The sequence below is a fragment of the Oceaniferula spumae genome (genome assembly GCF_042849255.1).
GTDB lineage: Bacteria > Verrucomicrobiota > Verrucomicrobiia > Verrucomicrobiales > Akkermansiaceae > Oceaniferula > Oceaniferula spumae.
In genome coordinates this window covers 4,240,792-4,262,510 of the sequence record NZ_AP026866.1, presented here as the reverse complement: position 1 = coordinate 4,262,510, position 21,719 = coordinate 4,240,792, and the positions used below count along the sequence as shown (strand labels likewise).

Sequence of the window (21,719 nt, the reverse complement as noted above, 5' to 3'; positions counted from 1 at the left end):
ACCATGCACAGATTACCTCTCCTTTTCACAATCCTAGCGATGCTCACCCCCAGCCTGTTCGCAGCTGATGCTGTTGAGGGCGAGTGGCTGAAAGATGACAAGAGCGCGCGAATCAAAGTCAAGGTATCCAGTAAGGGTGAGTTGCTTGGTCTTATTTCCCACGTCAAAGACCCCAAGAGAACTCACGATACCAACAACCCGGATGCCTCCAAGCGGAACCGCAAATTGATCGGTCTAGTGATCCTGCGTGGCTTCACCAAAAAAGGTAATATGTGGGAGGGCGGAACTGTTTATGATTCGGCCACAGGCAAAACCTACAAGGGCAAGATCTGGGTGGAGAATGGTAAACTGATGATGCGTGGATATGTCGGCGTCTCATTGATTGGTCGGACGGCTAGCTGGACGAAGTATAAATAAAGCTCCGATTGGACTATTTTAAGCCCCGATTCACAGGATGATCGGGATTTAGCGTTGCTTTCGCAGGTAGGTTCGCTAGCACAAGCGCATGGCATCTGCTTATGATTTTGACCGCATTATTCCGCGCCGAGGCACTGGTTCATTGAAATGGGACAAGTTCCCTGAGCTCGACCCGTTTTGGGTGGCGGACATGGATTTCACTTCTCCGCCGGAGGTATTGGAAGCTCTGCAGGAGCGTGTGTCTCATGGCGTGCTCGGTTATGCCAAACCGCATCAGGGGCTGATGGATGCTTTGCTGGATTACATGCAGCAGCGGCACGGCCTGAGCGTTGACGAAGACGAAATTGTTCACTTGGGAGGACTTGTTTGTGCGCTCTCGATGATTGCACGCGCCATCGGTAAACCTGGTGGCCAGATCATGACCTGCACTCCGATTTACCCTCCATTTTTGGGCGTGCATCACGATGCCGATAAGAAATGCCTAACAGTGCCTCACATCGAGGTGAATGGTCGGTGGGAGTTCGACTGGGACGCCATGGAGACCGCCGTCACACCGGACACATCCATTTTCCTGCTAAGCAACCCGCAAAACCCTCTGGGCCGTGTATTCACGAGCGAGGAAATTGAGAAACTTGCTGCCTTTTGTGCCCGGCACGACATCGTGCTGGTTTCCGATGAGATTCACTGCGACTTGATTCTCGATGAAAACAAAACCCCTCACGTCTGCGCCGCCGGCCTGCCTGAGGAACTGCAGAAGCACATCATCACTCTGTTAGCCCCCAGCAAGACCTACAACATTGCAGGCATGGGATACGCCTTTGCGGTCATCCGTGACGACTCATTGCGTCGGAAATTCGCCGCCGCCAAAGGCCACAGCCAGCCGGAGATCGGTTGCCTTTCCTACTACACAGCGGAAGCCGCCTATCGTCATGGAGAGCCGTGGCGTCAGGAGCTACTCGCTTATTTGGGTAAGAACCGCGACACTGTCACCGAGTTTGTCCGCACCCGCATGCCGGGCTGCGTCATCCCTGATATTGAGGCCACTTACCTGGCATGGATCGATTGCCGAGCCCTCGGGAAAGAAAACCCTGCGAACTTTTTCGAAAAAGAAGCGGCACTTTACCTCTCCGACGGCGCTTTCTTTGCAGCCCCAGGTCACGTGCGCTTTAACTACGGTTGCCCGCATAGCAGGGTGCTTGAAGGTCTGGAGAAAATGGCTAATGTCATTGCCTAAGACCCCAATTACCCTTAACTAAGCTTCGTAACGCCACCATTCTCTCACGATCTATGAAATACGCTCTCCCTCTCGCTTTATTAGTAGCCTGCCTTCCTGCTCAGCTCTCCGCTGATGTTGAAAATGATATCCCTCTTGGAATCGAAGCCGTCACAGGGTTCCGCAGTGAATACGTTTACCGTGGATTCACTCTGGCTGAAGACAGCGTGCTGGATTTCCAAATTGAAGCCGAGATCGCGCTCAACGATCATACCTTACTCAACGTGGGGGGCTGGTATGCCACAGAAACCGGCCGAGGCGATTACGATGAAGCCGCTGGTTTTGCGAAACTTCGTTTTCTCAAGTCAGAGAAACTCACCATCGGCTTGAGTGCTACTTATCGCAGCTTCAACCACTCGGTGTTTGAAGACGGTGTTGATCTGGGGATTTTCGGAACCTATGAGTTCTGCAAGGACTTCGGAATCACTGCCGGTGCCTACTATGACACCGGTGCCGAGGCATGGTATGCCAATGTCGAGACCAACTGGTCCAAGACTATTTCTGACAAAGCCTACTTCTCACTGAAGACAGGTGTTAGCTACGTGAACGATTACTACGGCCGCGACGGTATCAACGATGTTTATAGCCGCCTCTCTCTGACCTATCACATCTCGGAGGCTGTCTCTGTGACTCCATTCATCGGTGCCTCACTGCTGATCGATGATGATAGCACAGTGCCCGGTGTCATCAACGACGACAGTGCCTATGGCGGCATCTGGTTTGTTGTTCGGTTCTAACACCTAGAGACGGTTTTCAACCGTTTTCACAATTATGGCGAAACACACCTTCGGTGAGAAATTCCGCGCCGTGTTGGCGACAGGCCGAGTGGCGAACCTGCCGACGGTGTGGAGTAATGTGATTGTTGGGTTCTACCTGGCGGTGATGTTAGACCTCACAGGGTTCGGCTCTCTCATTGCTGAATACGGTCCACACTTTGATCATTGGCTGTTATTTTTCGTGTGCATCGCGACATCCCTACTCTACGTGGGTGGCTGCATGTTAGGCGACTATCGCGATATTCGTTTTGACCGAGAAAATCGACCTGGCAGACCTCTGGTAACAGGTTTGCTCTCCCCCAGCTTTATAGCTGTTAGTGCGATTGCTCTACTAACTCTGGGGCTGTTGATCGGAGCACTGGCTAACACAGCGGCAGTGATCATAGGGTTCGATGTTCCTGTTTCTGTGGTTAAGACCGAATACATGACCCTCTTACAGCCCAATCAGCTTTCGGTTTTGGGACTGCTGGTGCTGTTCATTGTCATCTATGCCTTGTTCCATAAAAAATCCAGAGCCTTCGCGTTGGGCAACATGGCTCTATGTCGAACTCAATTGGTTCTCTTTGCGGCAGCGCTCGGATTTCCAGTATTCAACACCACCCTGCTGCTACCTTTATTCTGGCTTTGTGCTCCTGTGATCATTGTCGCTCTGTCGGTAGGCGTTTACACACTCTTGCTAGCCAGCGTCGCAGCCACGGAATCAAACCAGGACAAAATCAAATTCTCCCGGGCTTTAAAAACGGGCATGTTTTTACTGCCTCTGATTGCGATCGGATGCATTGCGGTCAAAGACTCCTCGCTCTTTCCCTTGTTCAATGAACTCGCGCTAAATAGCGATGCTTTCTCCGTCACAACACTGCGGGGGTATTTCATCGGCACGGTGTTAATCTATGGTAGCTGGATGATTTATGCCTTCAGCGCCTTACCCCACGACAAACCTGCCTTTGTCTCGCGAGCCTTGGCTGGATTTTGCCTGTTAGATGCCTGCTTTGCCGCGAGCTACTCGGTGACTATTCCTTTGGTATGTTTCGTCTTCTTCGGGCTGGCGCTGCTGCTCCAAAAGATCGCGCCTGCGACATAACAAATGGGACAAAAAATCCCCCCGCCGAACCTTGTCCAACGGGGGGAATTGCTAAATTCTAAATAGTAATCGAGAATTACCTAGCCTTTGCCACGGGTGCGGCTGCTGGTCACACCGGCGCTTTTCTCAATGAACTTGATGATCTGGCCTGCGACGTCTTTTCCAGTCGCCGTTTCGATTCCCTCAAGCCCGGGTGATGAATTCACCTCCATGACCACGGGACCGTGGTTAGAACGTAGAAGATCCACACCTGCGAGGCTCAGCCCCATGATCTTGGCGGCGCGGACGGCAGTAGAACGTTCTTCGGGGGTGATTTTTACGACCGCGGCATTACCTCCGCGGTGAAGGTTGGATCTGAACTCGCCTTCCCTGCCCTGGCGTTTCATGGCGGCGACGACTTTGCCTCCGACCACCAGACAGCGGATGTCTGCGCCACCAGCTTCTTTGATGAACTCCTGAGCGAGAATGTTGGCATCGAGGCCACGGAAGGCTTCGATCACGGACTCCGCAGCTTTAGCGGTCTCCGCAAGAACCACGCCCACACCCTGTGTTCCTTCTAACAATTTAATAACAATCGGTGCTCCGCCGCAAAGTTTGATCATGTGGCCGGTAGCACGGGTATCGTGCGCGAAAGTAGTCACTGGCAGGCCAATGCCACGACGAGCGAGCAGCTGCAATGAACGCAGTTTATCACGCGAGCGAGAAATCGCCACGGACTCGTTTACCGAGTAGACGCCCATGATTTCAAACTGACGCACCACAGCAGTGCCAAAGAATGTGCGTGAGGCCCCGATGCGGGGGATGATCGCGTCATAGCCCTGCAGCTCCTTGTCACCCATGAAAATGCTGGGACGGCTGGAAGCGATGTTCATGTGGCACTTGAGGTAGTCAACCACATGGACTTCGTGCCCCGCTTTTTCAGCCGCAACTTTGAGACTGTTTGTGGAGTAAAGACGGGAGTTTCGAGATAGGATAGCTATTTTCATATACGTTTGTGGTGTGACTTACCGGTCAGACTGGAGATGTTACCAAACAAGTGGGATGCCTGGGTATCGACGACGAAGTAACCAGAGAGAGCTCGTCGCCCGAGAAGCAGAGGACACTTCATTACAGAGCGATCTGCAAGGCTGAAAAGTACATCCCACTCAAAGCCCCCTACCAGCCGTGCCTTGGTTTTGATGATCATACGCTTCCTTCCTCGTCCAGTCGAGCTTTTGATTTTTTTCCGCTGAACAAGCAGCGCCTCACACTGAATTGATTCTCCGTGGTGGCTGTGAGTGATGAACCTGACCCATTCATCACCGTCTTTTTCGAAAACCTCAATTTGCTCGGCATGTAAGCTTGATGTGTAGGCACCGGTATCGACCTTCGCGGTGACGATATCGACTCCCAGCCCTGGCAAAGAAAACCATTCCCGGCGGCCGATGAGCAACTTGGAGCTACTCCTTCCGGTTACGGGTATGGCTAGTTCCGTGGCCACCTCCAATGAGGATCGGTTCGTTCGTGTCGCCTCACAGATGTAAGATTTTGGCATACGCCATACAAACCGAGAATACTTACTCACTCAAGCCCCTACTGATTTCTTCATCCAACAAAAAATCTATCACTGAACGTGCAATCAGGCCGTTCTTAGTTTAGAAGATTCTTCATCATGCCGAAGAAACATAAACGGAAGCGCATATCACACCTCAGCGTCGGAGACTTTTTCAAGCGTCATGGTGAGTTTCTCAAACTGGAACTGCAGGGTAAATCCGTGGGTTATGAGCGGAACATTCTCGAGCCCACGATCAACCACCCCGGTCTGGCGCTTGCTGGTTTTCTTTCCTACTTTGCCTATAAGCGGGTTCAGGTATTGGGGAACTCAGAACAATCCTATCTTAATAAACTCGAGGAGGAGGAACGCATCCAGCGATTCAGCATGATCTGCCAGCGCGACATTCCCTGCATTGTCACCTCACGCGGCAAGGAGCTGACACCAGATCTCCTGAAGGTTGCGAATGAACATGGCATTGCCGTATTCAGCACCACCATGGTAACAATGAAGTTTGTGAATGCCGCGACACTTCGGTTAGAAAATGACTTTGCCGAGTCGACCACCCGCCATGGTTGTATGGTCGACTTCCGGGGTATCGGTGTTCTTATCATGGGAGACAGCGGGGCCGGCAAAAGTGAAGTCGCTATTGGTCTGCTCGAACGAGGTGGAGCCCTGGTCGCCGATGACATGGTGATCATTCACAAGATCGGAGGCGAACTTGTCGCGAGCACCAAGGAGTTTTCCCGAGGGTTTATCGAAATGCGTGGCGTGGGAATTATCAACGTGGGCAATATTTTCGGCCTTGGCAGTATCAGACCTACCAAACGGCTTGATCTGGTAGTTACCCTGAAACCTCACGCCGATCTCAACAAAGTTGATCGCCTTGGAGTAAATCGCAAAAGCTACCGAATCCTTGGTCAAGGCGTCACTCATGTGGAAATCCCAGTGGCCCCGGGAAGAGACACCACCCGATTGGTTGCTATCACCTGCCTGGAACATCAGCTGCGCACCATGGGCTATGATATGGCCGCTGAATTCAACCAGCGACTGCTCGACAAGATGGCCCCCGGCCAATTTGGTCCAGGAATTTAGCTTTAACCATTTATTTTCAACAAGATACACAAACAGAGGGCGATCTGAGCCCAGCATTTCATAAAATTGGAAAAAAATCCCTTCCCCCGCAGGACTCGCCTCGCTAGAGTCCCGCAGCAGACAACCACACCTTGTCGATCCAACCCATCGATCACAATGCCTACCCGCGAATTCACCGTAACTAACAAGTTGGGAATCCACGCCCGCCCTGCCGCCCAATTCGTCAAAACCGCAAGCCGGTTTTCATGTGATATTCAGGTGGAAAAAGATGATGAACAAGCCGATGGCAAATCGATCATGGGATTGATGATGCTCGCTGCCGGTCATGGTTCCATCCTCATTATTACCGCCGATGGCGAAGATGCTGAAACTGCGCTGGAAGCCCTCGGGGAGCTTATTGAGCGCAATTTTGAGGAATAGGCGCTCCCAAAACTACTCACGCGATCATCGCGCAATCCAAGATTCGGCTTTGACCAGTGTGCTGGTTCCGTGCAAACTAACTGGGAATGCACGTTCAATCTGAAGAAATTATCATCCAAGGATCTCCCGGTTCTCCCGGTATTTCCTTTGGTCCAGTGCATGTCATGGCTCGCGGATTTTCCGCTCCTGATGTCTACGAGATCAATGAGGATCAGATAGCGCGCGAACAAAACCGCTTTGAACAGGCCCTTGAAATTACCAAGGGGCAGTTAGACCAACTGCGCACCCACATCGAAAATCTCTCCGGCGAAGAAGAAGGTAAAATTTTCGATGCCCACTTGATGGTCCTCGAAGACAAGACTCTGTTACGCAGAGTCAGCAATGCCATCAGCGAACGCAGACAGAATGCCGAATACGCATTCTACGCGGTGATGCAAACTTTCTTGGAGGCAATGCGACGGGTGAATGACTCCTACCTGCGCGAGCGCGCCGCCGACATCGATGACGTTTGTCAGCGTGTTCTCAGAAACTTCCAACTGGATACCGATGCACCCGCTGCGGACCGCCCCGATCACCAGCATATCCTTGTGGCTTATGACCTCAGCCCGAGTGATACGGCATCGATCGACCGCAATCACGTGCTGGGATTTGCCACTGAACAGGGCAGTGTCAACTCACACACTGCTATCCTGGCCCGATCTCTCGGCATTCCAGCAATCGTCGGACTCGAAGGAGCGGTGATCGACATCAAAACACTCTCCGACGGGATTCTTGATGGTTACAACGGCACGCTGATTCTCAATCCAACGGCGGAAACGGTTAAAACCTATCAGGAAAAGCTCAACCGGAAAAAACTCGCGCTCAAGGAGCTCGATATACTTCGGGAGGAGGAAACGACCACTTCCGACGGCCATCGCATCACACTCTCGGCAAACATTGAGTTCACCAATGAACTACCGATGGTGAAGCAGTCCGGCGCCGAGGGCGTGGGATTATTCCGAACTGAGTTCTACCTGTTAGACGGCGGTGAAATGCCAGATGAATTCCAGCAGGAAAAAGTCTACTCTGAAGTTGCGAAGGCTGTCGCCCCTCACCTTTCGATCATTCGCACACTGGATGCGGGCGGCGACAAGATCCCTGCTGAACCACTCTCTCACCCAGAGCCCAACCCCTTCCTTGGGTGGCGCGGCATCCGGGTATCTCTTACGCGCAAAGCTCTGTTCAAAGAACAGCTTCGTGCCGTGCTCAGGGCGAGCACATCAGGCAAGCTAGGCGTCATGTTTCCTATGATCTCGGGTATCAGCGAAGTTCTCGCAGCCAAGGAACTCCTCAAGGAGTCCATGGACGAACTTGATAAAGCCGGAGTCCCCTTCGATCCAAATATCGAAGTCGGCGTGATGATTGAGATCCCCTCTGCGGCGATGATGGCCAATGAGATAGCCAAAGAGGTCGATTTCCTCTCGATTGGCACTAATGATCTAATCCAGTATACCGTCGCTGTCGACCGAGTGAACCACTACGTCTCGCATCTATACAAACCCACCCACCCTGCGGTTTTCCGTCTGATGGACATCACTGTTAGAGCAGCCAAGGACAACGGAATATGGACTGGCGTCTGTGGAGAGATGGCTGGACAACTCGCCATCACCCCTCTGCTGGTAGGTCTTGGAATCGACGAACTTTCAGTGGGGGCCCATATGGTTCCCAGTATTAAAAAGGCGGTACGCTCGCTCTCGCAAAGCGAATGCTCTGAGATGATGAAGGAGGTCCTCAAAGCGAGAACCAGCCCTGAAATCGCAGCTCTGTCTGAAAATATGGCTCGCCGGTATTACCCAGAGCTAATCGAATAGCTTAGCCGATTGTGCACGCTGCATTAACAGAGTGCACAGGTGACTATTTCTTGATGACTTTGCCCTTCTCGTTGACCATGGAAAACTGGCCACCGCTGGCCTCAGCCATAATCTTCATCGCTTTACCGGCTCGTGGATCCATCATCGCGATGGTGTTGAGCTGAATTTTACGAGCTTTGGCACGTGCGCCTACGCTTTTGGCCACTTGCTCCGAATCGCCTCCAGCCAGACCATCGGTCATGAAGAAGATCACATCGGGTGTTGGTTTCATGTTAAGTGCCATCTCCAGTGGAGTCTTCCAAGCTGTGCCCCAAACCAATGGGGTTTGCTTGACTGCGACCAAACTTTTATCGATCTGTTTCAACGATGCTTCCAACCAGTCAACTGGCTGTTTGCGTCCCTGGGTATCCCAATCATGCGCATTGCGCTTGGGAGAAACCCACTTGTATTCGGTTTTATCATTGATGACTATCGCTCCATCTCGCTTGTTGCTCATGTTCACCTTGTCACCAGCCAACCATGCTGGACCGGCGAAGAAAATCAGTTGATATTCGGTGCCAGCGCTCATGCTCTTGAGTGACTTGGAAAGTTCAGTCTTCAGAAGCTGGATCCGCTTACCTTTCATGGAAGCCGAGTAATCGATCACATACACTACTCGACTAGCTTTCACCTTCTGGCCGAAGAATGTGGCTCCGCCACCGCCGTCGCCCCAGCCGTCACCGTCGCCCCAGCCATCGCCATAGCCGTCACCATTTCCCAAGTCCATGGGAATATCGGCATTGGTTTCAGGAACCGGCACAGCAATGTTAGAAACCACATTGGCTGCGATCACCTTGGCCATAGATGATGATGGAGAAGAAGGCTTGGGCTGCACTTTGCGCGACATTTCCTTCTTAGTCACCGTTTCCTTATCTGGCTGATTGCCGTGGTAGGAAACAATTTCCGGGGTGAAATTCTCTACCCTAGGCAATAGGAAAAACATCAGAATAATACCTATCAATAACACCACCAGCAGCGAAACCACCACACTACTGATCGTGCTGTTTCGCTTCTGGGCTGCTAGCCGGGCTTGAGCCTCGGGACTTAATCTGGCGTGGTAACTCATAGTAATAATTGGGATAGATGGGGGTGGCGGATATTGCTAACTCGCATTGGCAATCTACCATTTACTCATCGATTGTCTACTGGTCGTTTAACCGATGCTGGGAGGGCTAGCAAGAAGCCATCATTGCAAATCGTGACAGCGTAACCGTCAAGTGGTTAACACTAGCCAATGAGACAGGTTCATTTAAGCGTTGGTCAGTTCCGCGCGATGCGATCCCAATACATCGGCAAATGCAGTCTTAAAAAATGCCCAAGGACTGGCAAATCTGGAATTTAGGGTTGCTATAGCATAAATATGTATGATGATGTGTCCGCCGCAGCGATCATTCTGACCGCTGTGGATTTTGAACAAACAAAGGAGCATACTATCGCAGGAAGACCCAAAAGGCCAGGTGGAGGAGGCGGCGGAAGACGCCGGAACCGCCATAATTATGGCCCCCGTAAGAGAAAAGACGACGACCGTGAAGATAAAGCTGTCGAGGTAGAAGGAACCATTTCCTCCGTACTCGCTGGCACGATGTTCAAGGTAGCGTTGCCCAGTGGGCACGAAGTCCTCGCTCACATCTCGGGAAAAATGCGCAAGCGCTTCATCCGCCTCGTCGTTGGAGACAAGGTGAAGATGGAGATGTCCCCCTATGACACCACCAAGGCACGGATCGTTTTCCGTGTTGGTTGATTTACATCAATCGATTCAAGTCCGGAATCATGCTGCGTTTCTACGCTTACAAAGGATGTGACGGCTGCCGCAAGGCGCGGAATTGGCTCAACGATCACGGTATCGTATTTGAGGAAATTCCCGTGCGCGATCAACCACCGACCGTTGCCGAACTTCGGCAGGCAGCTGATCAACTTGGACTGAAAGCCATCTTCAATACCTCTGGCATGGATTACCGCCAACGTGGCATGAAGGACAAGTTGCCCAATATGTCAGAAGATGAGGCTCTGCAAGAGCTGCATACCTGCGGAAATCTGGTCAAGCGCCCCTTCTTGATAGGCGAAAACATTTGTTTAGCCGGGTTCAAAGAAGACGTTTGGACCGAAGCTCTTAGCTAAACCGAAACTCTATCGGATTTCTCTAAAATCAGAATCAATCCATTCTGGTCAAGCTGATCGCCCTCGGCATATAATCGCAGTCGACAATGCTCTTCTTTGAAACATGGCAACAAGCGTTCCTCGCCGCTCTCGTGGTGGTGGTTTTCATCTCATTTGTCAAAGAGTGGATTTCGGCCGAACTCACCGCACTTTCAGCCCTGCTGGCTTGTGTGATGACTGGCATTCTCAGCGTCAATGTTGAGGATCAATACAACGCTCTCAAGGTATTTTCCCATCCAGCGCCCATCACTGTGGCCTGTATGTTTGTGCTGAGTGCGGCACTTGAGCGGACTGGAGTGATCGAAGCTCTCGGCACGTGGTTTGAGAGATTAGCCGGAGAATCACCAATGAAAATGCTCATGGTGATGATGGGCTTGGTCGCGTTCTTATCTGGCTTCGTCAATAACACACCAGTGGTGGTGGTGTTCATGCCCATCGTGTTAGGCATTTGCCGCCGACGTGAATATACCGCCTCGAAATACCTCATTCCCCTCTCCTACGCAGCAATCGTCGGAGGCACGACAACCATCATCGGAACCTCGACCAATCTAATCGCCACCGGCATCGCCGAGAAACAAGGCATCGGTGATTTCAGCATGTTCTCGATTACGCCCTTGGGACTGATCTTTGTCGCCACGGCATTCATCTACATGCTGACAATTGGCCGGAAGCTACTGCCGACTCGGGTGACACTCGCCACCTTGTTGAGCACTGAAAACTCACGCGAATTTATCACTCACGCTTATGTGCGCAAGGATAGCGAACTCGACGGAAAGCTCTTTCCAGAAACATCACTGGCCAAGATGAAAAAAGCCAGGGTACTAGAAGTGCTACGTGATGGCCGCAGACTGCGACGCCCACTCAATGAGATCACCTTTGAATCAGGTGACGAGATCGTGTTCAAAGGTGTATTGGAGGGTGTCATGGACGTGTCTCAAACCGAAGGCATTGATGTCCGAGGCAATGAGTCGACCGGCCTTGAGGGTATCCGGACTGAGAGTGCGCTGCTCATGGAAGGCATCATCGGACCTGAGTCCAGCATGACGGGTAAAAGCCTGAAGGAGCTTAATTTCCGCCAGCGCTTTGGCGTGCTCATCCTCGCGGTGCATCGGCGTGGTCGGAACCTGCGTGAGCGTTTCGAGGATGAGAAACTAGCTTTTGGCGACACATTGTTAGTCCAAGGCCCTACGGAAAAAATGCGCCAGCTCTTCCGTCAGCGCGATTTCATCAACCTGAGTGAGCCAAATCACACGGTACTACGCCGCAGCAAAGCCCCTATCGCCATCGGTGCCATTCTACTGTTCATGGTCGTGGGCGCCTTAGGCGGCAATTTTGGCATTCCTCGCATCCCCATCGTGCAGTTGGCACTCACTGGCGCACTCATCGTTCTGGTTACCCGCTGTGTGCAGCCACAGGAGGCTTACCGAGCCATTGAATGGAAGGTCGTTTTCATGATCTTTGGGATGTTAGGACTTGGCATGGCGATTGATCGCTCTGGACTTGCCCAGCTCATCGCCAACGGCATGACCGATGGTTTAGGTATTGAAAACCCTTACATCATGCTGTCGCTGATGTATCTGCTGGCAGCGGTAATGACCGAGATCATTTCCAACAACGCCGTTGCGGTGCTACTAACACCATTGGCCATCATCGTGGCAAATACTCTGAGCATCACTATCGGCGAACCGGTGAACCCGATCCCCTTCGTGATCGCCGTGATGTTCGGATCTTCCGCCAGCTTCTCTACTCCGATCGGCTACCAGACCAACACCTTCGTTTACGGTGCCGGCGGTTATAAATTTGGCGATTTCTTCCGCGCCGGTTTCCCACTGGCTGTGATTCTCTGGCTCATGGCCAGCTTCCTGATCCCATTCATGTGGCCATTCAATTAGGAGAACCTCGGTCTCAATACCGGGTAAGAAGAACTCAGATGCGGCTCATCTCGCGCACCTTTTGGGCTTTCTTTCTGCGTTCGATCTCTGCCTGAATTTTAGCATCTTGCTCGGCGCCCTTGCGGTTCGCTTCGGCATCCTTTTCGGCATTCTCCTCTAGCGATTTAGCAATTTCCTCCTCACGTCTGCGGAGCAACTCAGGAGCAACATAGTATTCGGAAACAGCGCGATATCTCACACGGCCTGACTGAGGATCATTGAATATGAAAAGAAACGACCGCTTGGAGTCATCCACCGACCATCGAGTAGCTGAAAAACGGATCCACTCCTTATCTTTCTGGGTAAAGAACTCGACAGCGAAGCGTCTCTCTCCAGCAGAGGACTCAGTGATCACGAGATCGGTGGGCTTGATACCTGGGGCCACCATGACACGCCTTTCCGCCTTACCATAACGCACTCCGATGGGGCCTCTGGTCAGGTTGAAAATACGCCGGGTACCAAAGGCGAAACTCGAATCGTCTGATGGCACCGGAAGAATTCGATATGGCCCCCCTGCTGATTGAGCGCTTGTGGGAACACAGAGAAAGATGACATTTTTAGAGCCCGCAGGAACTTTAACACGTGCGAACGGTTCTTGCTGTCCGGGCACATAGACGGGCACTGCACTTGATCCCTTGTATTTCTGTGGATCTGAAAATGCATCATCAAACACTGGGAAGTTCAAGCGTTCCTCGGATTCACCCATGCCAACCTCGAGCTTTCTCACAGTAGGGTGGTATGCGGCGCACACCACACGAATCTTAATTTGAATACTGCTCGCATCCGGCGCTGCGGACACAGGGGCGATACCAAAAATGGCTAAAGCGGAGGCAAGAAGGAATCGGGGGGAGATCATAGAATAGTTCTTCATTATGTTAGACTTCGTTTGTTCCTAACCAGCGGAAGGAGACAATAGATAATTTTCGGCCGAATAATTTGTTCATCTCTGTCAGATCTTCTCCTGACTGATGAACTTCGTTGTCGGAACTGACATACTCGTGACCACGCTGGACCACGGCCTCGCACCACACTCTGGCGAGCACATTTCCGCGGGCATCTTTCGATTCTCCGTAGGCGCGAATAGTAAAGGTATCACCCCGCACGGTCATCGCTGGCCCAAGAGCTTGAAGAAGGTCGCCTTGCATCAAGAACGATGGAGCTCCGGCTGCTCGCAAGCCGCTGGCTGCGTCATCATTAGCAAACGCACCATTTCCTTTATCTTCTTTGATGCTGAATTCTTTTTCGTTCAGCTCGGAGGCGTCGATGGCTGACTGAAGGGCACTGGTCGCAGCCAAATTAAAGGCTTTGCTTGCTCCGGTGGTCGCCTGGCTGTCTGAAGCACTCGTCGAAATACGGCGGTTGACGAAATCAGCCATGGAGAAGAACGGTCCACGTATCTTCACCTGTTCTACAATCGACTCCGCAAGGGTTTCAATTTCCTCATCATTCAGAGCTCTGAAACCATTCCACAGCAGGGATTTTTTCTTCGCTCCCACAGCCGTCATCAGAACCGCATCATCCAAGAGGTCATTGGCCAATTGCTGGCGAGGGAAGGCCGCTGTCTCGTCAGGGTAGTTTTCTGCCATACCGGGAGCGAGGGCATCACCACTCGTCCGAGGGACTTCCACAGCCTGCATTGCGCCCAAGAAAGTCCTCCAAGCCTCGACCGAGGTAGAGTTCACGTTGAAGCCTGCAAAGGTCAGTCTCTCGGCGACCCGTTCGTGTCCTGTTTCTGGATCTACAATGAGTTCGACCGCTTTTTCCGCTCCACCCTTTTTCCAGACGAAACGTGGATTCGCCACATGCTCGCGAGAGTCTCCTTCGACAATTTCACGCAGCTCGGTATTTCGTTCAGACGCAGATTTCTCTTGGTATACATCAGTCCAGAGCGGCGGCAGGCCAGAGTGGAAGTAGCGATCGAATAAAGTCCAGTTCGCCAAGTAGGCGTGGTCAAAGTAATCATACCTTCTGCCGTCTACCTTGCTCTTGATCGCATTGCTACGCACCACCTCGGACCTACCGACCAGAGGGTGAGCATGACCGCCACCAATGATGAAGGAGGTGGCTGGATCTGCAGAGTAATCGGAGGCGTCGGAGCGTTTACCGTATCCCAGCTTATTGATATATGGGTTGTAGAGGATATCGAAGTTCCGGTAAGCAGCCAGAGAGAGCGGCTCACGGGTGGGAATTTCCTTCATGGTGACAAAATTAACACCCGTCTCGGCAGTATTGCCGGAACCGAAAAATCCGCGGTCTGAGTTGGGTTCGATTTCAACCGCTTGGTCATCCCAGTCAGCAACCTTGTAGACAGATGCCTGCCAGTAGCTGGTTTGCTTTTCTGATTCATCGAGAGTGTCGTTGCCAATGATAGATCCGTGACTCCATGATGTGTGCAAATAGGGTAAGACCTCGGGATCCGTTGTGGGTACAGCGCGGGTATCGCCTTTCTGCTCAGTCCGTGCTGCCATATCGATGACGAAAAGTGGTTCCTTTTTGCCTCCGAGCAGCGCCGCTCCACGGATTCCGTTGCGGGTAATAATTCCGTTGGTGTGAAGTGTCTTACGGTATTCACTGGTATTAACATCATGAATGCCGAAGGCTTGGATGCCGCGATAGGTATCCGGATCAGCGAACTTGTCTACGCCGGGTCCAGCTTCGTGCATGATGAGACGATGGAAAAGCAGGTGCTTTCCTTGGGAAAAGTGTCCGCCATACTGGGTTGGATTGGCATTGAACACCGCTGTCACCGTCATGGTTTCGGCACCGGAAACCGGATCTCCATAGCTAGTTCCATACGCATTGTATCCCAGAAGCCCTCCGGTTTCAGACCAGCCCGGCCTTCCCTCGATAGAAACCCCATATTGAGCAAACCTGTTATTCCAGAGTCTGGGTGCATTATTTGTATCCGAATAAACTACGGTCTCACCAGGTTTCATCGTCATACCGCCGATATCAAATCCCATGTGGGCGTTCGGTCCTGCAGCGGCCGAGTATTGGAATACGGCAGTACCATAGCCGGTAAGATCAGGAGTGCGGGATCCTTTCGAGCCTCGGTTCACTGTGATCTGCACGGAGGGCCACCATGAATAAAGCCGCATCACCCCACTATTGTATGGGATTCGGATTTCCACATTATATGGATTCCAGAATGTGCAGACGGGCTCGATTACCAAACCAATCCGACCGTTGGACTCAGCCAGAGAAAAGAACAATTGCATGCGCACGAGAACGGGCAGCGGTGGCTGACAGTGCATCGATCTGAGTTTGTTCCAATTCGAGTTACCTCCGCCGTTCTGGTATGCAATGAAGGGTAGCTTATCCTCCCATTCGACAAATTGGGAAAGACGATGGTAATCAGCCAGGCGTTGCCAACTGGGGAAGGCTCCTTGCGGGTTCCCCGCCTCATACAATGGCTTTTCGGTGGGCAAACTGATATTGCCAATTTGCATCCGAGCGGAACTCTTATAGGCGGTCGGCAACTCGTCATTACCAAATAAACGCGAGAGATCCCACTTCATGCCGCCATCCCTAACATCCACAGGAACGCTCATTGCCGTAGTAGTAAAATCATGAAATGAAGCTGGCTTCCCATCCGCATTTTCGGGGTGGGAAGATAAGGTGCGCAGGGTGACCAAACGTTGCACGTCCTCGCGTTCAGCATCAACGGTGGTGGCTGAATTCAGCCATTCGAGCGACTCCGCCATCCGGCTTCCGGAGACCGGAGCGCTCTGAAGTTGCGCCTGTAGAACTGGGGTCTTCGCGTTGGCCTCGGGAAACGCAGGGAGGTTCAGCCGTGCTTTAACAGACTCATCAGCGACCCACCAAGCTATGCCATCGCGACCCGCCAAGCTAATGATTTCCGCTTCTACGTCCCTACTGTCATCGGACTCCTCGCCAGTGGTTCCTTTCCCCAGCATAGTCACGACGTTGTCGTCTACCAGCTTAGTGGATGCTTTATCGAAATTCAACGCCTCGGCTGGATCACGCAGGGACACTAACCAATTTTCAAATAGGTCTGTCTTTCTTGCCTCATAATCGGAGGGCTCCATGACATCGTCAGAACGCCAGACACCAGTCCAGTATGGATTTGGAAATGTGCTATATTCTTCAGTCTGCGGTGATTTATCCGGATCGAGGATGCTTGCGCTGGCAGTAATGCGTTGATCTGGCCCGACTGACTTCTGCAGTTCGCCTAGGGCAAGCATCAGAGCCATCCGAGCATTCGCCTTGGCTTCTTCTCGTGCGCTATCTCTGGTTGCTTCCCTACTGGTGATCACTGACAAGCTTAACATTGCCAGTGCAATCAGAACCATTAGCACCATCACAGAGATCGTGGCAACTAAGGCAAATCCTTGCCTGGAGCCTCTACCACGACTGCTTTTGTAATTCACATTCCGCATGATCCCTAAATTGATACCTCTCAATTCCATTTGTAAATACATTTTATTTGTTATTTATCGCTTCTTTTATGTGCAAAAGCAACCACCATCCCTTATACCATATGGGAAATTCAGTTAAACTATTGTTTTAGTAATTTGTTAGGCAACACCTGTGATTTTTAACTCGTTTTCGAATGGCCAAGCACAATCCATGCCATCGTAACGTCGCCTTTTTGAGCTCAACTCAAACGACTATTTGAAAATACGGTCGAGAGCCTGCCTGATTAATGTGTCGTCAGGTCGACTTATAAGCATCAAACCTTTCTGGGCAGGCAGGCCACAGGCTTCGGTTGCGATCACTGGTGTACCCTGTGCCAAAGCTCTGATGAGCAACCGGGGTGAATGTTCAATGTACGCCGGCATAACTAGCACATCGCACTCAAGAAGTTCACTTAAATTAGCACGTCGACTGTTAGGAATTGCTAACCCCTCATTCGCCTGTCCCAAGATCAACAGCTCCGCATCTAACCCTAAAACGGCATCGACAAGTTCGTAGATACCTTTTTTCCCTAACGGTGAGGCTGGGAAACCGATTGTTTTTAGCCCTGTCCCCTGCCCTGAATCAGAAGTTCGGGACTCAGGTTCTGGCCGATCCCACGGGAGTATGACGACCTCACCGGGCATGGTAGCGGCCACTCCGCAGTGAGCGGTAATGATCTTACGGGCACTCGCCAATGCTTGGGTTTCTGCGGCGCTGATGCGTTCGTCCACGCGGAAGTCGTGCAGCGTGGAGCTGGTAGGATGGAGCTTGTAGGCCTCGTCCAGCTTGCTTTGGATTTCCGACATGGCGTATCGGTTTGCTAGAACATCAAAAGTCCTCCCCCCCATCACGCCGAGCTGCCAGAGGTGGGGTAACAGGTTCTGGCTGACAATGAGATGCGTGGTTCGGTAATCGATCCGGCGTGCGTACCACTCAGCCAGTTTCCTGTCGAACTGCATCAAGGTGCGCTGCAAGGCTCCGCCTTCCGAGGGGAGATAACGTAGCCGAAGTGATCGTGCGAGAGTCAGGGCGGTGGCGTAGATCGCTGGGTTACGGGTCGGATTTTTCCACCGATAGGCTGGTGCTCGGAACCGCTGCGCATGGATCGGACAGAACATGGTATCCGCTGAGTGATCCTGCTGTTCAAGGTATGTCTGGAACTCAGGCACGTATGAATCTAACAAAATGGCGGCGCGTCCCAGTTTCTCGTCATTTTCTTCCTGTGGATCGTTACGAAAGCACGAGCTGATATTGCAACTGTAACAATTACCGATCGCGTCCGGTTGTGACGATTGATCAACGACCGGAGCCGACTCTTCTTGCGCCTGTTTCAGACTTCGAAAACGAAGATGGAGATGGTTTTTACTAAGCCTCGCCTCGATTCTGAAATCCGCCTGGTGACTGAAACGCAGATCGACATAATTCCAGAACACGGTGGCGTCACGACCCACTGCAGCGAGCGATCCGGGCACATGCTGGGAATGCGCATGTCTTTCGATGATTTGAAAACCTGCTTTCAAGGCCGCGTTGTAAAGTGCGTTAGAGAGCTGGCACAGGCCGCCACCGAGATTTGGAATCAGGCAGCCTTCTCTCAATTCGCGTCCAACGACATAGCCCTTGCCCCGAGTCGTGCGTCCCGTTTGTTTCCAAAAACTGAAAACCTCTCCAGCTGGAATCACCACTCCGTCAAGAGCCCTGCATGCCACTCTCAGGTTTTGGATTTTTCCAGCTGTTAGGTTTTGTTCGGCAGCGTGGCCTTCCGTCCACAGTGGCGTCGAGGACTGTCCTACGATGGGGGCATCGGTGAGTGATTGCGACTGGCTGTATTTTTTAACATTCGAGACAACATCATTGAGCACCCTTTTTGCCTGAAAACATTTCACCTTTCCGGCAAATGCCAGAGACTGCATCCTTGTCGGCTGCTGCTGATGAACGTCGTGCATAGTCTTTGTGGTTATTATAGGGTAAGCACCACATTTCGACTATCTTTCATATGATCTTTCTTTGCCCTACTCCAGACGGATGCGTTAATCAGCCAGTTGTCCCTTGATTGCGTCTAGTTCTTCGCGGAAACGTTTGCTTAGTCGTTCGTTGTTCAGCCCCTCTACCCATCTCATGGCTTTTTCCGGGTCGCTGTCTAACATGTATCTGGCGATCGTGGTTCGGTCTTCTCCTTTGGCCAGGAAATCGATGAATTTCTGCTGCTGTTCTTTCGTGGCTTTTTGATACCACTCGAGCGCGATGAATGGCTTGCTGCTGCTCGCTCCTGCCAGCAGGAAAAAGGGATCTCCCTTGGGTATTTCACTGGAAATCTTCGCCATCATTTCCAGGGCGCGGTCTGGGTAGGCTTCTCCGATTGTCTCGAGCGCTTGCATGCGGTTCATGCTTTTGGAACTCTCGGGTGACATCGCTTTTTTGATCAGGCCTTCCGGGTGTTTTTGGATCCAGGTGGAGAAGATGCCATCCCAAACCCAGGGGTATTTTCCGGCATACCAATCGAACGAATCGTATTCTTTCGCCCCTACCTTCAAGGCGGTTTCCAGATCCACTTCTGCCCAGCGGGCGAAGAGGACTTTGTTCAGGTAGGGATCTTTCAAGCGCTTCACATCATCGTGCAGACCCGCCATGTCAGAGGCGGATGCGTAGTAGATTTTGTGCGCTAGCTCCACGCGTCTTTCAGGGGACATGGGGTCCAGTGGATTGGCGGGGATGGATTCTATCACGGCGGTTTTTATGTCGCGCGGTAAGAGCGGATCCGGGTGGCGCTTTTTATAGAGCTCGGCGGCTGCGCTGGAGGCTCGGGCCGCACGCTGGCTGGCACGTGCCTCCATCGCGGCGGCATCAGCGGAGGCATCGGTTTCTTTTTTCGGATCACTTGTTAGCTTCGTGATCCCCAAGCCTAACAAGACCCCTAAAATTAGAGCCACGGCGGTGTATAGGTAAAGTTTCATCGTGAATGATTGTTAGAGGGTTATTGTTTTTTAAGCTGCTCGATGCTGGCTTTCAGGTCTGGGTCTTTGATGAGGGGGATGATTTTTTCTCGTGCTTTGTCTCCCACTTTTTCCAGCATGCTGAGCACCCTTTCGTGGTCCTTTTCCTCGGTCGTGGTTGCCCAGTAGGTGTTCAGTGCCTCGGCGGCATCGGATGGTTTCTTGATCATTTGTGCTCCGACGAACCCCTCCCAGTGAGCACCGGCATCGAAGTAAGCCTCCGGATCTCCGTATTCAAAGAGCACCTTGTAGGCGGCCACGCCATGCTCACCCTTGTAGGCGCCGAAGAACAAGCTGTCCCAGTTTTGCTTTAGGTGTTTTTCCTCCATCTGCGCGAGAGCCTGACCGATATCTTTACTGGCCCAGTCTCGGATGATGATCTCGGCGTCTGAGCCCGTGATGTCTTCCATGCCGTTTTGATCAGCAGCGTAGTCCAGTGCTTTGGCGTGGCCGTATTTGGTGATGATATTCTGCAGCGCTTGGCTGCGCAGTCTCGCTGCGGATCCACCTCTGAAGAAGGACTTCGCCATGTCTGATTTCATCACCGATTCTGGCTGCAAGTAGGCCCACATTCTGCCGGCCACGGTGGACAGCTCATTGGGCTGCATAATCTCATGGTTGAGGAAAAACTGACTCATGCTGGCGAAATCGTGGGCTTTATCGTATGCCTCTTCCGGATTCAGTTCGGCCCAGCGCTGCAGCAGAAACTGCACCAGCACGGTGAGCTGCTGGATATCGTGGTGCTCTCTAACCATTTCCTCAAACATCCGGCATTCTTCAATGCTTAGCGTGGAGATGAGCTGGCATAGCTGGAGTTCCTTCTGAACTTTGCCTCGCTTGGGTGGGAAATCCTGGAGTAGCTCGCTGAGGACCTGCTCCATATCGCTGGCACGCTTGCTGCCTCTTTCCCCGCTTGTGTGAGCGGACACACGTGAATCGTTTTCCTCAGTGGAGGCGGCGTGTTCGGCCTTTTGTTTTTGAACCTGCTGCCAGCCTAACGGAATAACCGCTCCCAGGCAGAAGGCTGAACCGAGAATGATTTTTGTTTTCATAAGATAAGACACGGTGAGTAGTGAAATTTTTCCAGTGGGGATGCCTTGGTAGATGGTGCTGATCGATGGCCAGGTGCTCTGCGGGGCGAGAAGACTGGCAAAGGCAACATTGTTCCGTAGCTCGATTGGGTTGAGTTGTTTGTCCTCGAAGTGTTTTCTGATTTTGTGGAGTGCTCTTTCTCCGCGCTTTTGGAGCGAGGCTTGGGTATCGCCCATTTTTGCCGCCAGTTCTTTGAGGCTGTAGCCATAGACGTGGCGGAGGAGGACGATTTGCCTTTCCTTGGCGGGGAGGCATTCCAGGACTTCGTCGAGATTTTCGAGAAGTGCCGGCTGGGATGCTTCGTCTGGGCTGTCTGGGAGATCGCTGTTGTATTTGGCCATTTTTCTGCGGTGTCTGTGCGATGAACGATACTGCTCCTTGCAGGCGCTTGAGGTGCATTGATACAGCCAGCCGGGCAGCGCCATGGGGTTGCGAATTTTGTGCGCCTCCAGCGCGAGCTTGGTGAAGACTTCTTGAACGACATCCTCCTGAGCGACCGCGGAGTCGAGCTTGCGCCTGGCGAGGCCCACGACCAATCCCATGTGTCTTTGCATCAGCTCCTTGAACGATTTCTCGGAACGATGGCTGATCCACTCCCGGAGGAGTTGCTGATCATCTGGCGTGTTCGTGACGGGCATGGGAATGGCT

18 protein-coding genes are annotated in these 21,719 nt (G+C 52.2%); 10 read left to right on the top strand and 8 right to left on the bottom strand.

All coding sequences use genetic code 11. The features are described 5' to 3' along the window. Positions 1 to 3 precede the first annotated feature (3 nt). The 4 genes from ACSPJT_RS18150 to ACSPJT_RS18135 all read left to right on the top strand — a co-directional run bounded on the left by ACSPJT_RS18150 (position 4) and on the right by ACSPJT_RS18135 (position 3,547). Positions 4 to 417: a DUF2147 domain-containing protein gene (locus tag ACSPJT_RS18150; protein ID WP_435893979.1), complete on the top strand. Its 414-nt coding sequence runs from the start codon at positions 4 to 6 to the stop codon at positions 415 to 417. 88 nt (positions 418 to 505) lie between these two features. After that, positions 506 to 1,651, top strand: a complete 1,146-nt coding sequence (locus ACSPJT_RS18145) for a MalY/PatB family protein (protein WP_435893978.1) — start codon at positions 506 to 508, stop codon at positions 1,649 to 1,651. Between the two features lie 53 nt (positions 1,652 to 1,704). Beyond that, positions 1,705 to 2,427, top strand: a complete 723-nt coding sequence (locus ACSPJT_RS18140) for a hypothetical protein (protein ID WP_435893977.1) — start codon at positions 1,705 to 1,707, stop codon at positions 2,425 to 2,427. Between the two features lie 34 nt (positions 2,428 to 2,461). Then, the gene (locus tag ACSPJT_RS18135; RefSeq protein WP_435893976.1) at positions 2,462 to 3,547 is read left to right on the top strand and encodes a UbiA family prenyltransferase; all 1,086 of its coding nucleotides are present in this window, start codon (positions 2,462 to 2,464) and stop codon (positions 3,545 to 3,547) included. Between the two features lie 80 nt (positions 3,548 to 3,627). Here the strand turns inward: ACSPJT_RS18135 and rimK are convergent, their stop codons facing one another. Next, positions 3,628 to 4,533 carry a 30S ribosomal protein S6--L-glutamate ligase gene (gene rimK, locus ACSPJT_RS18130; RefSeq protein WP_435893975.1) on the bottom strand — a complete coding sequence of 302 codons (906 nt, stop codon included), beginning with the start codon at positions 4,531 to 4,533 and terminating at the stop codon, positions 3,628 to 3,630. Continuing rightward, positions 4,530 to 5,081, bottom strand: a complete 552-nt coding sequence (locus tag ACSPJT_RS18125; protein ID WP_435893974.1) for an ATP-dependent zinc protease family protein — start codon at positions 5,079 to 5,081, stop codon at positions 4,530 to 4,532. Before ACSPJT_RS18125 ends, rimK begins: the two co-directional genes overlap by 4 nt. Positions 5,082 to 5,198: 117 nt before the next feature. Between ACSPJT_RS18125 and hprK the strand changes: the two genes are divergently transcribed. The 3 genes from hprK (at position 5,199) to ptsP (ending at position 8,443) form a co-directional block, all read left to right on the top strand. Further along, positions 5,199 to 6,173 (top strand): HPr(Ser) kinase/phosphatase, encoded by a 975-nt coding sequence (hprK, locus tag ACSPJT_RS18120; protein WP_435893973.1) that lies wholly within the window; start codon positions 5,199 to 5,201, stop codon positions 6,171 to 6,173. A gap of 156 nt (positions 6,174 to 6,329) precedes the next feature. Then, a complete protein-coding gene (locus ACSPJT_RS18115; protein WP_435893972.1) occupies positions 6,330 to 6,593 on the top strand; it encodes an HPr family phosphocarrier protein in 264 nt (87 codons plus the stop codon). Between the two features lie 86 nt (positions 6,594 to 6,679). Continuing rightward, on the top strand, positions 6,680 to 8,443 hold the full coding sequence (gene ptsP / locus ACSPJT_RS18110; RefSeq protein WP_435893971.1) for a phosphoenolpyruvate--protein phosphotransferase: 1,764 nt from the start codon (positions 6,680 to 6,682) through the stop codon (positions 8,441 to 8,443). Between the two features lie 43 nt (positions 8,444 to 8,486). Here the strand turns inward: ptsP and ACSPJT_RS18105 are convergent, their stop codons facing one another. Next, a complete protein-coding gene (locus ACSPJT_RS18105) occupies positions 8,487 to 9,548 on the bottom strand; it encodes a vWA domain-containing protein (RefSeq protein ID WP_435893970.1) in 1,062 nt (353 codons plus the stop codon). Positions 9,549 to 9,842: 294 nt separating this feature from the next. On the opposite strand from ACSPJT_RS18105, the gene infA reads away from it, so the two are divergent. The 3 genes from infA to ACSPJT_RS18090 all read left to right on the top strand — a co-directional run bounded on the left by infA (position 9,843) and on the right by ACSPJT_RS18090 (position 12,531). Next, positions 9,843 to 10,223 (top strand): translation initiation factor IF-1, encoded by a 381-nt coding sequence (infA, locus tag ACSPJT_RS18100; protein WP_435893969.1) that lies wholly within the window; start codon positions 9,843 to 9,845, stop codon positions 10,221 to 10,223. A 29-nt stretch (positions 10,224 to 10,252) separates the two neighbouring features. Then, positions 10,253 to 10,600 carry a Spx/MgsR family RNA polymerase-binding regulatory protein gene (locus ACSPJT_RS18095; protein WP_435893968.1) on the top strand — a complete coding sequence of 116 codons (348 nt, stop codon included), beginning with the start codon at positions 10,253 to 10,255 and terminating at the stop codon, positions 10,598 to 10,600. A gap of 86 nt (positions 10,601 to 10,686) precedes the next feature. After that, positions 10,687 to 12,531, top strand: a complete 1,845-nt coding sequence (locus ACSPJT_RS18090) for an SLC13 family permease (RefSeq protein ID WP_435893967.1) — start codon at positions 10,687 to 10,689, stop codon at positions 12,529 to 12,531. Positions 12,532 to 12,565: 34 nt separating this feature from the next. Here ACSPJT_RS18090 and ACSPJT_RS18085 read toward each other — a convergent pair whose 3' ends face one another. From ACSPJT_RS18085 to ACSPJT_RS18065, 5 genes are all read right to left on the bottom strand, one after another. Next, positions 12,566 to 13,426 (bottom strand): hypothetical protein, encoded by an 861-nt coding sequence (locus ACSPJT_RS18085; protein ID WP_435893966.1) that lies wholly within the window; start codon positions 13,424 to 13,426, stop codon positions 12,566 to 12,568. 19 nt (positions 13,427 to 13,445) lie between these two features. Next, positions 13,446 to 16,862 carry a hypothetical protein gene (locus tag ACSPJT_RS18080; RefSeq protein ID WP_435893965.1) on the bottom strand — a complete coding sequence of 1,139 codons (3,417 nt, stop codon included), beginning with the start codon at positions 16,860 to 16,862 and terminating at the stop codon, positions 13,446 to 13,448. Between the two features lie 339 nt (positions 16,863 to 17,201). Next, a complete protein-coding gene (locus ACSPJT_RS18075; protein WP_435893964.1) occupies positions 17,202 to 18,932 on the bottom strand; it encodes a VanW family protein in 1,731 nt (576 codons plus the stop codon). A gap of 84 nt (positions 18,933 to 19,016) precedes the next feature. Next, positions 19,017 to 19,940, bottom strand: a complete 924-nt coding sequence (locus ACSPJT_RS18070; RefSeq protein WP_435893963.1) for a hypothetical protein — start codon at positions 19,938 to 19,940, stop codon at positions 19,017 to 19,019. Positions 19,941 to 19,960: 20 nt separating this feature from the next. Next, positions 19,961 to 21,709, bottom strand: coding sequence for an RNA polymerase sigma factor (locus ACSPJT_RS18065; RefSeq protein WP_435893962.1), 1,749 nt, complete (start codon positions 21,707 to 21,709; stop codon positions 19,961 to 19,963). Positions 21,710 to 21,719: the final 10 nt, after the last annotated feature.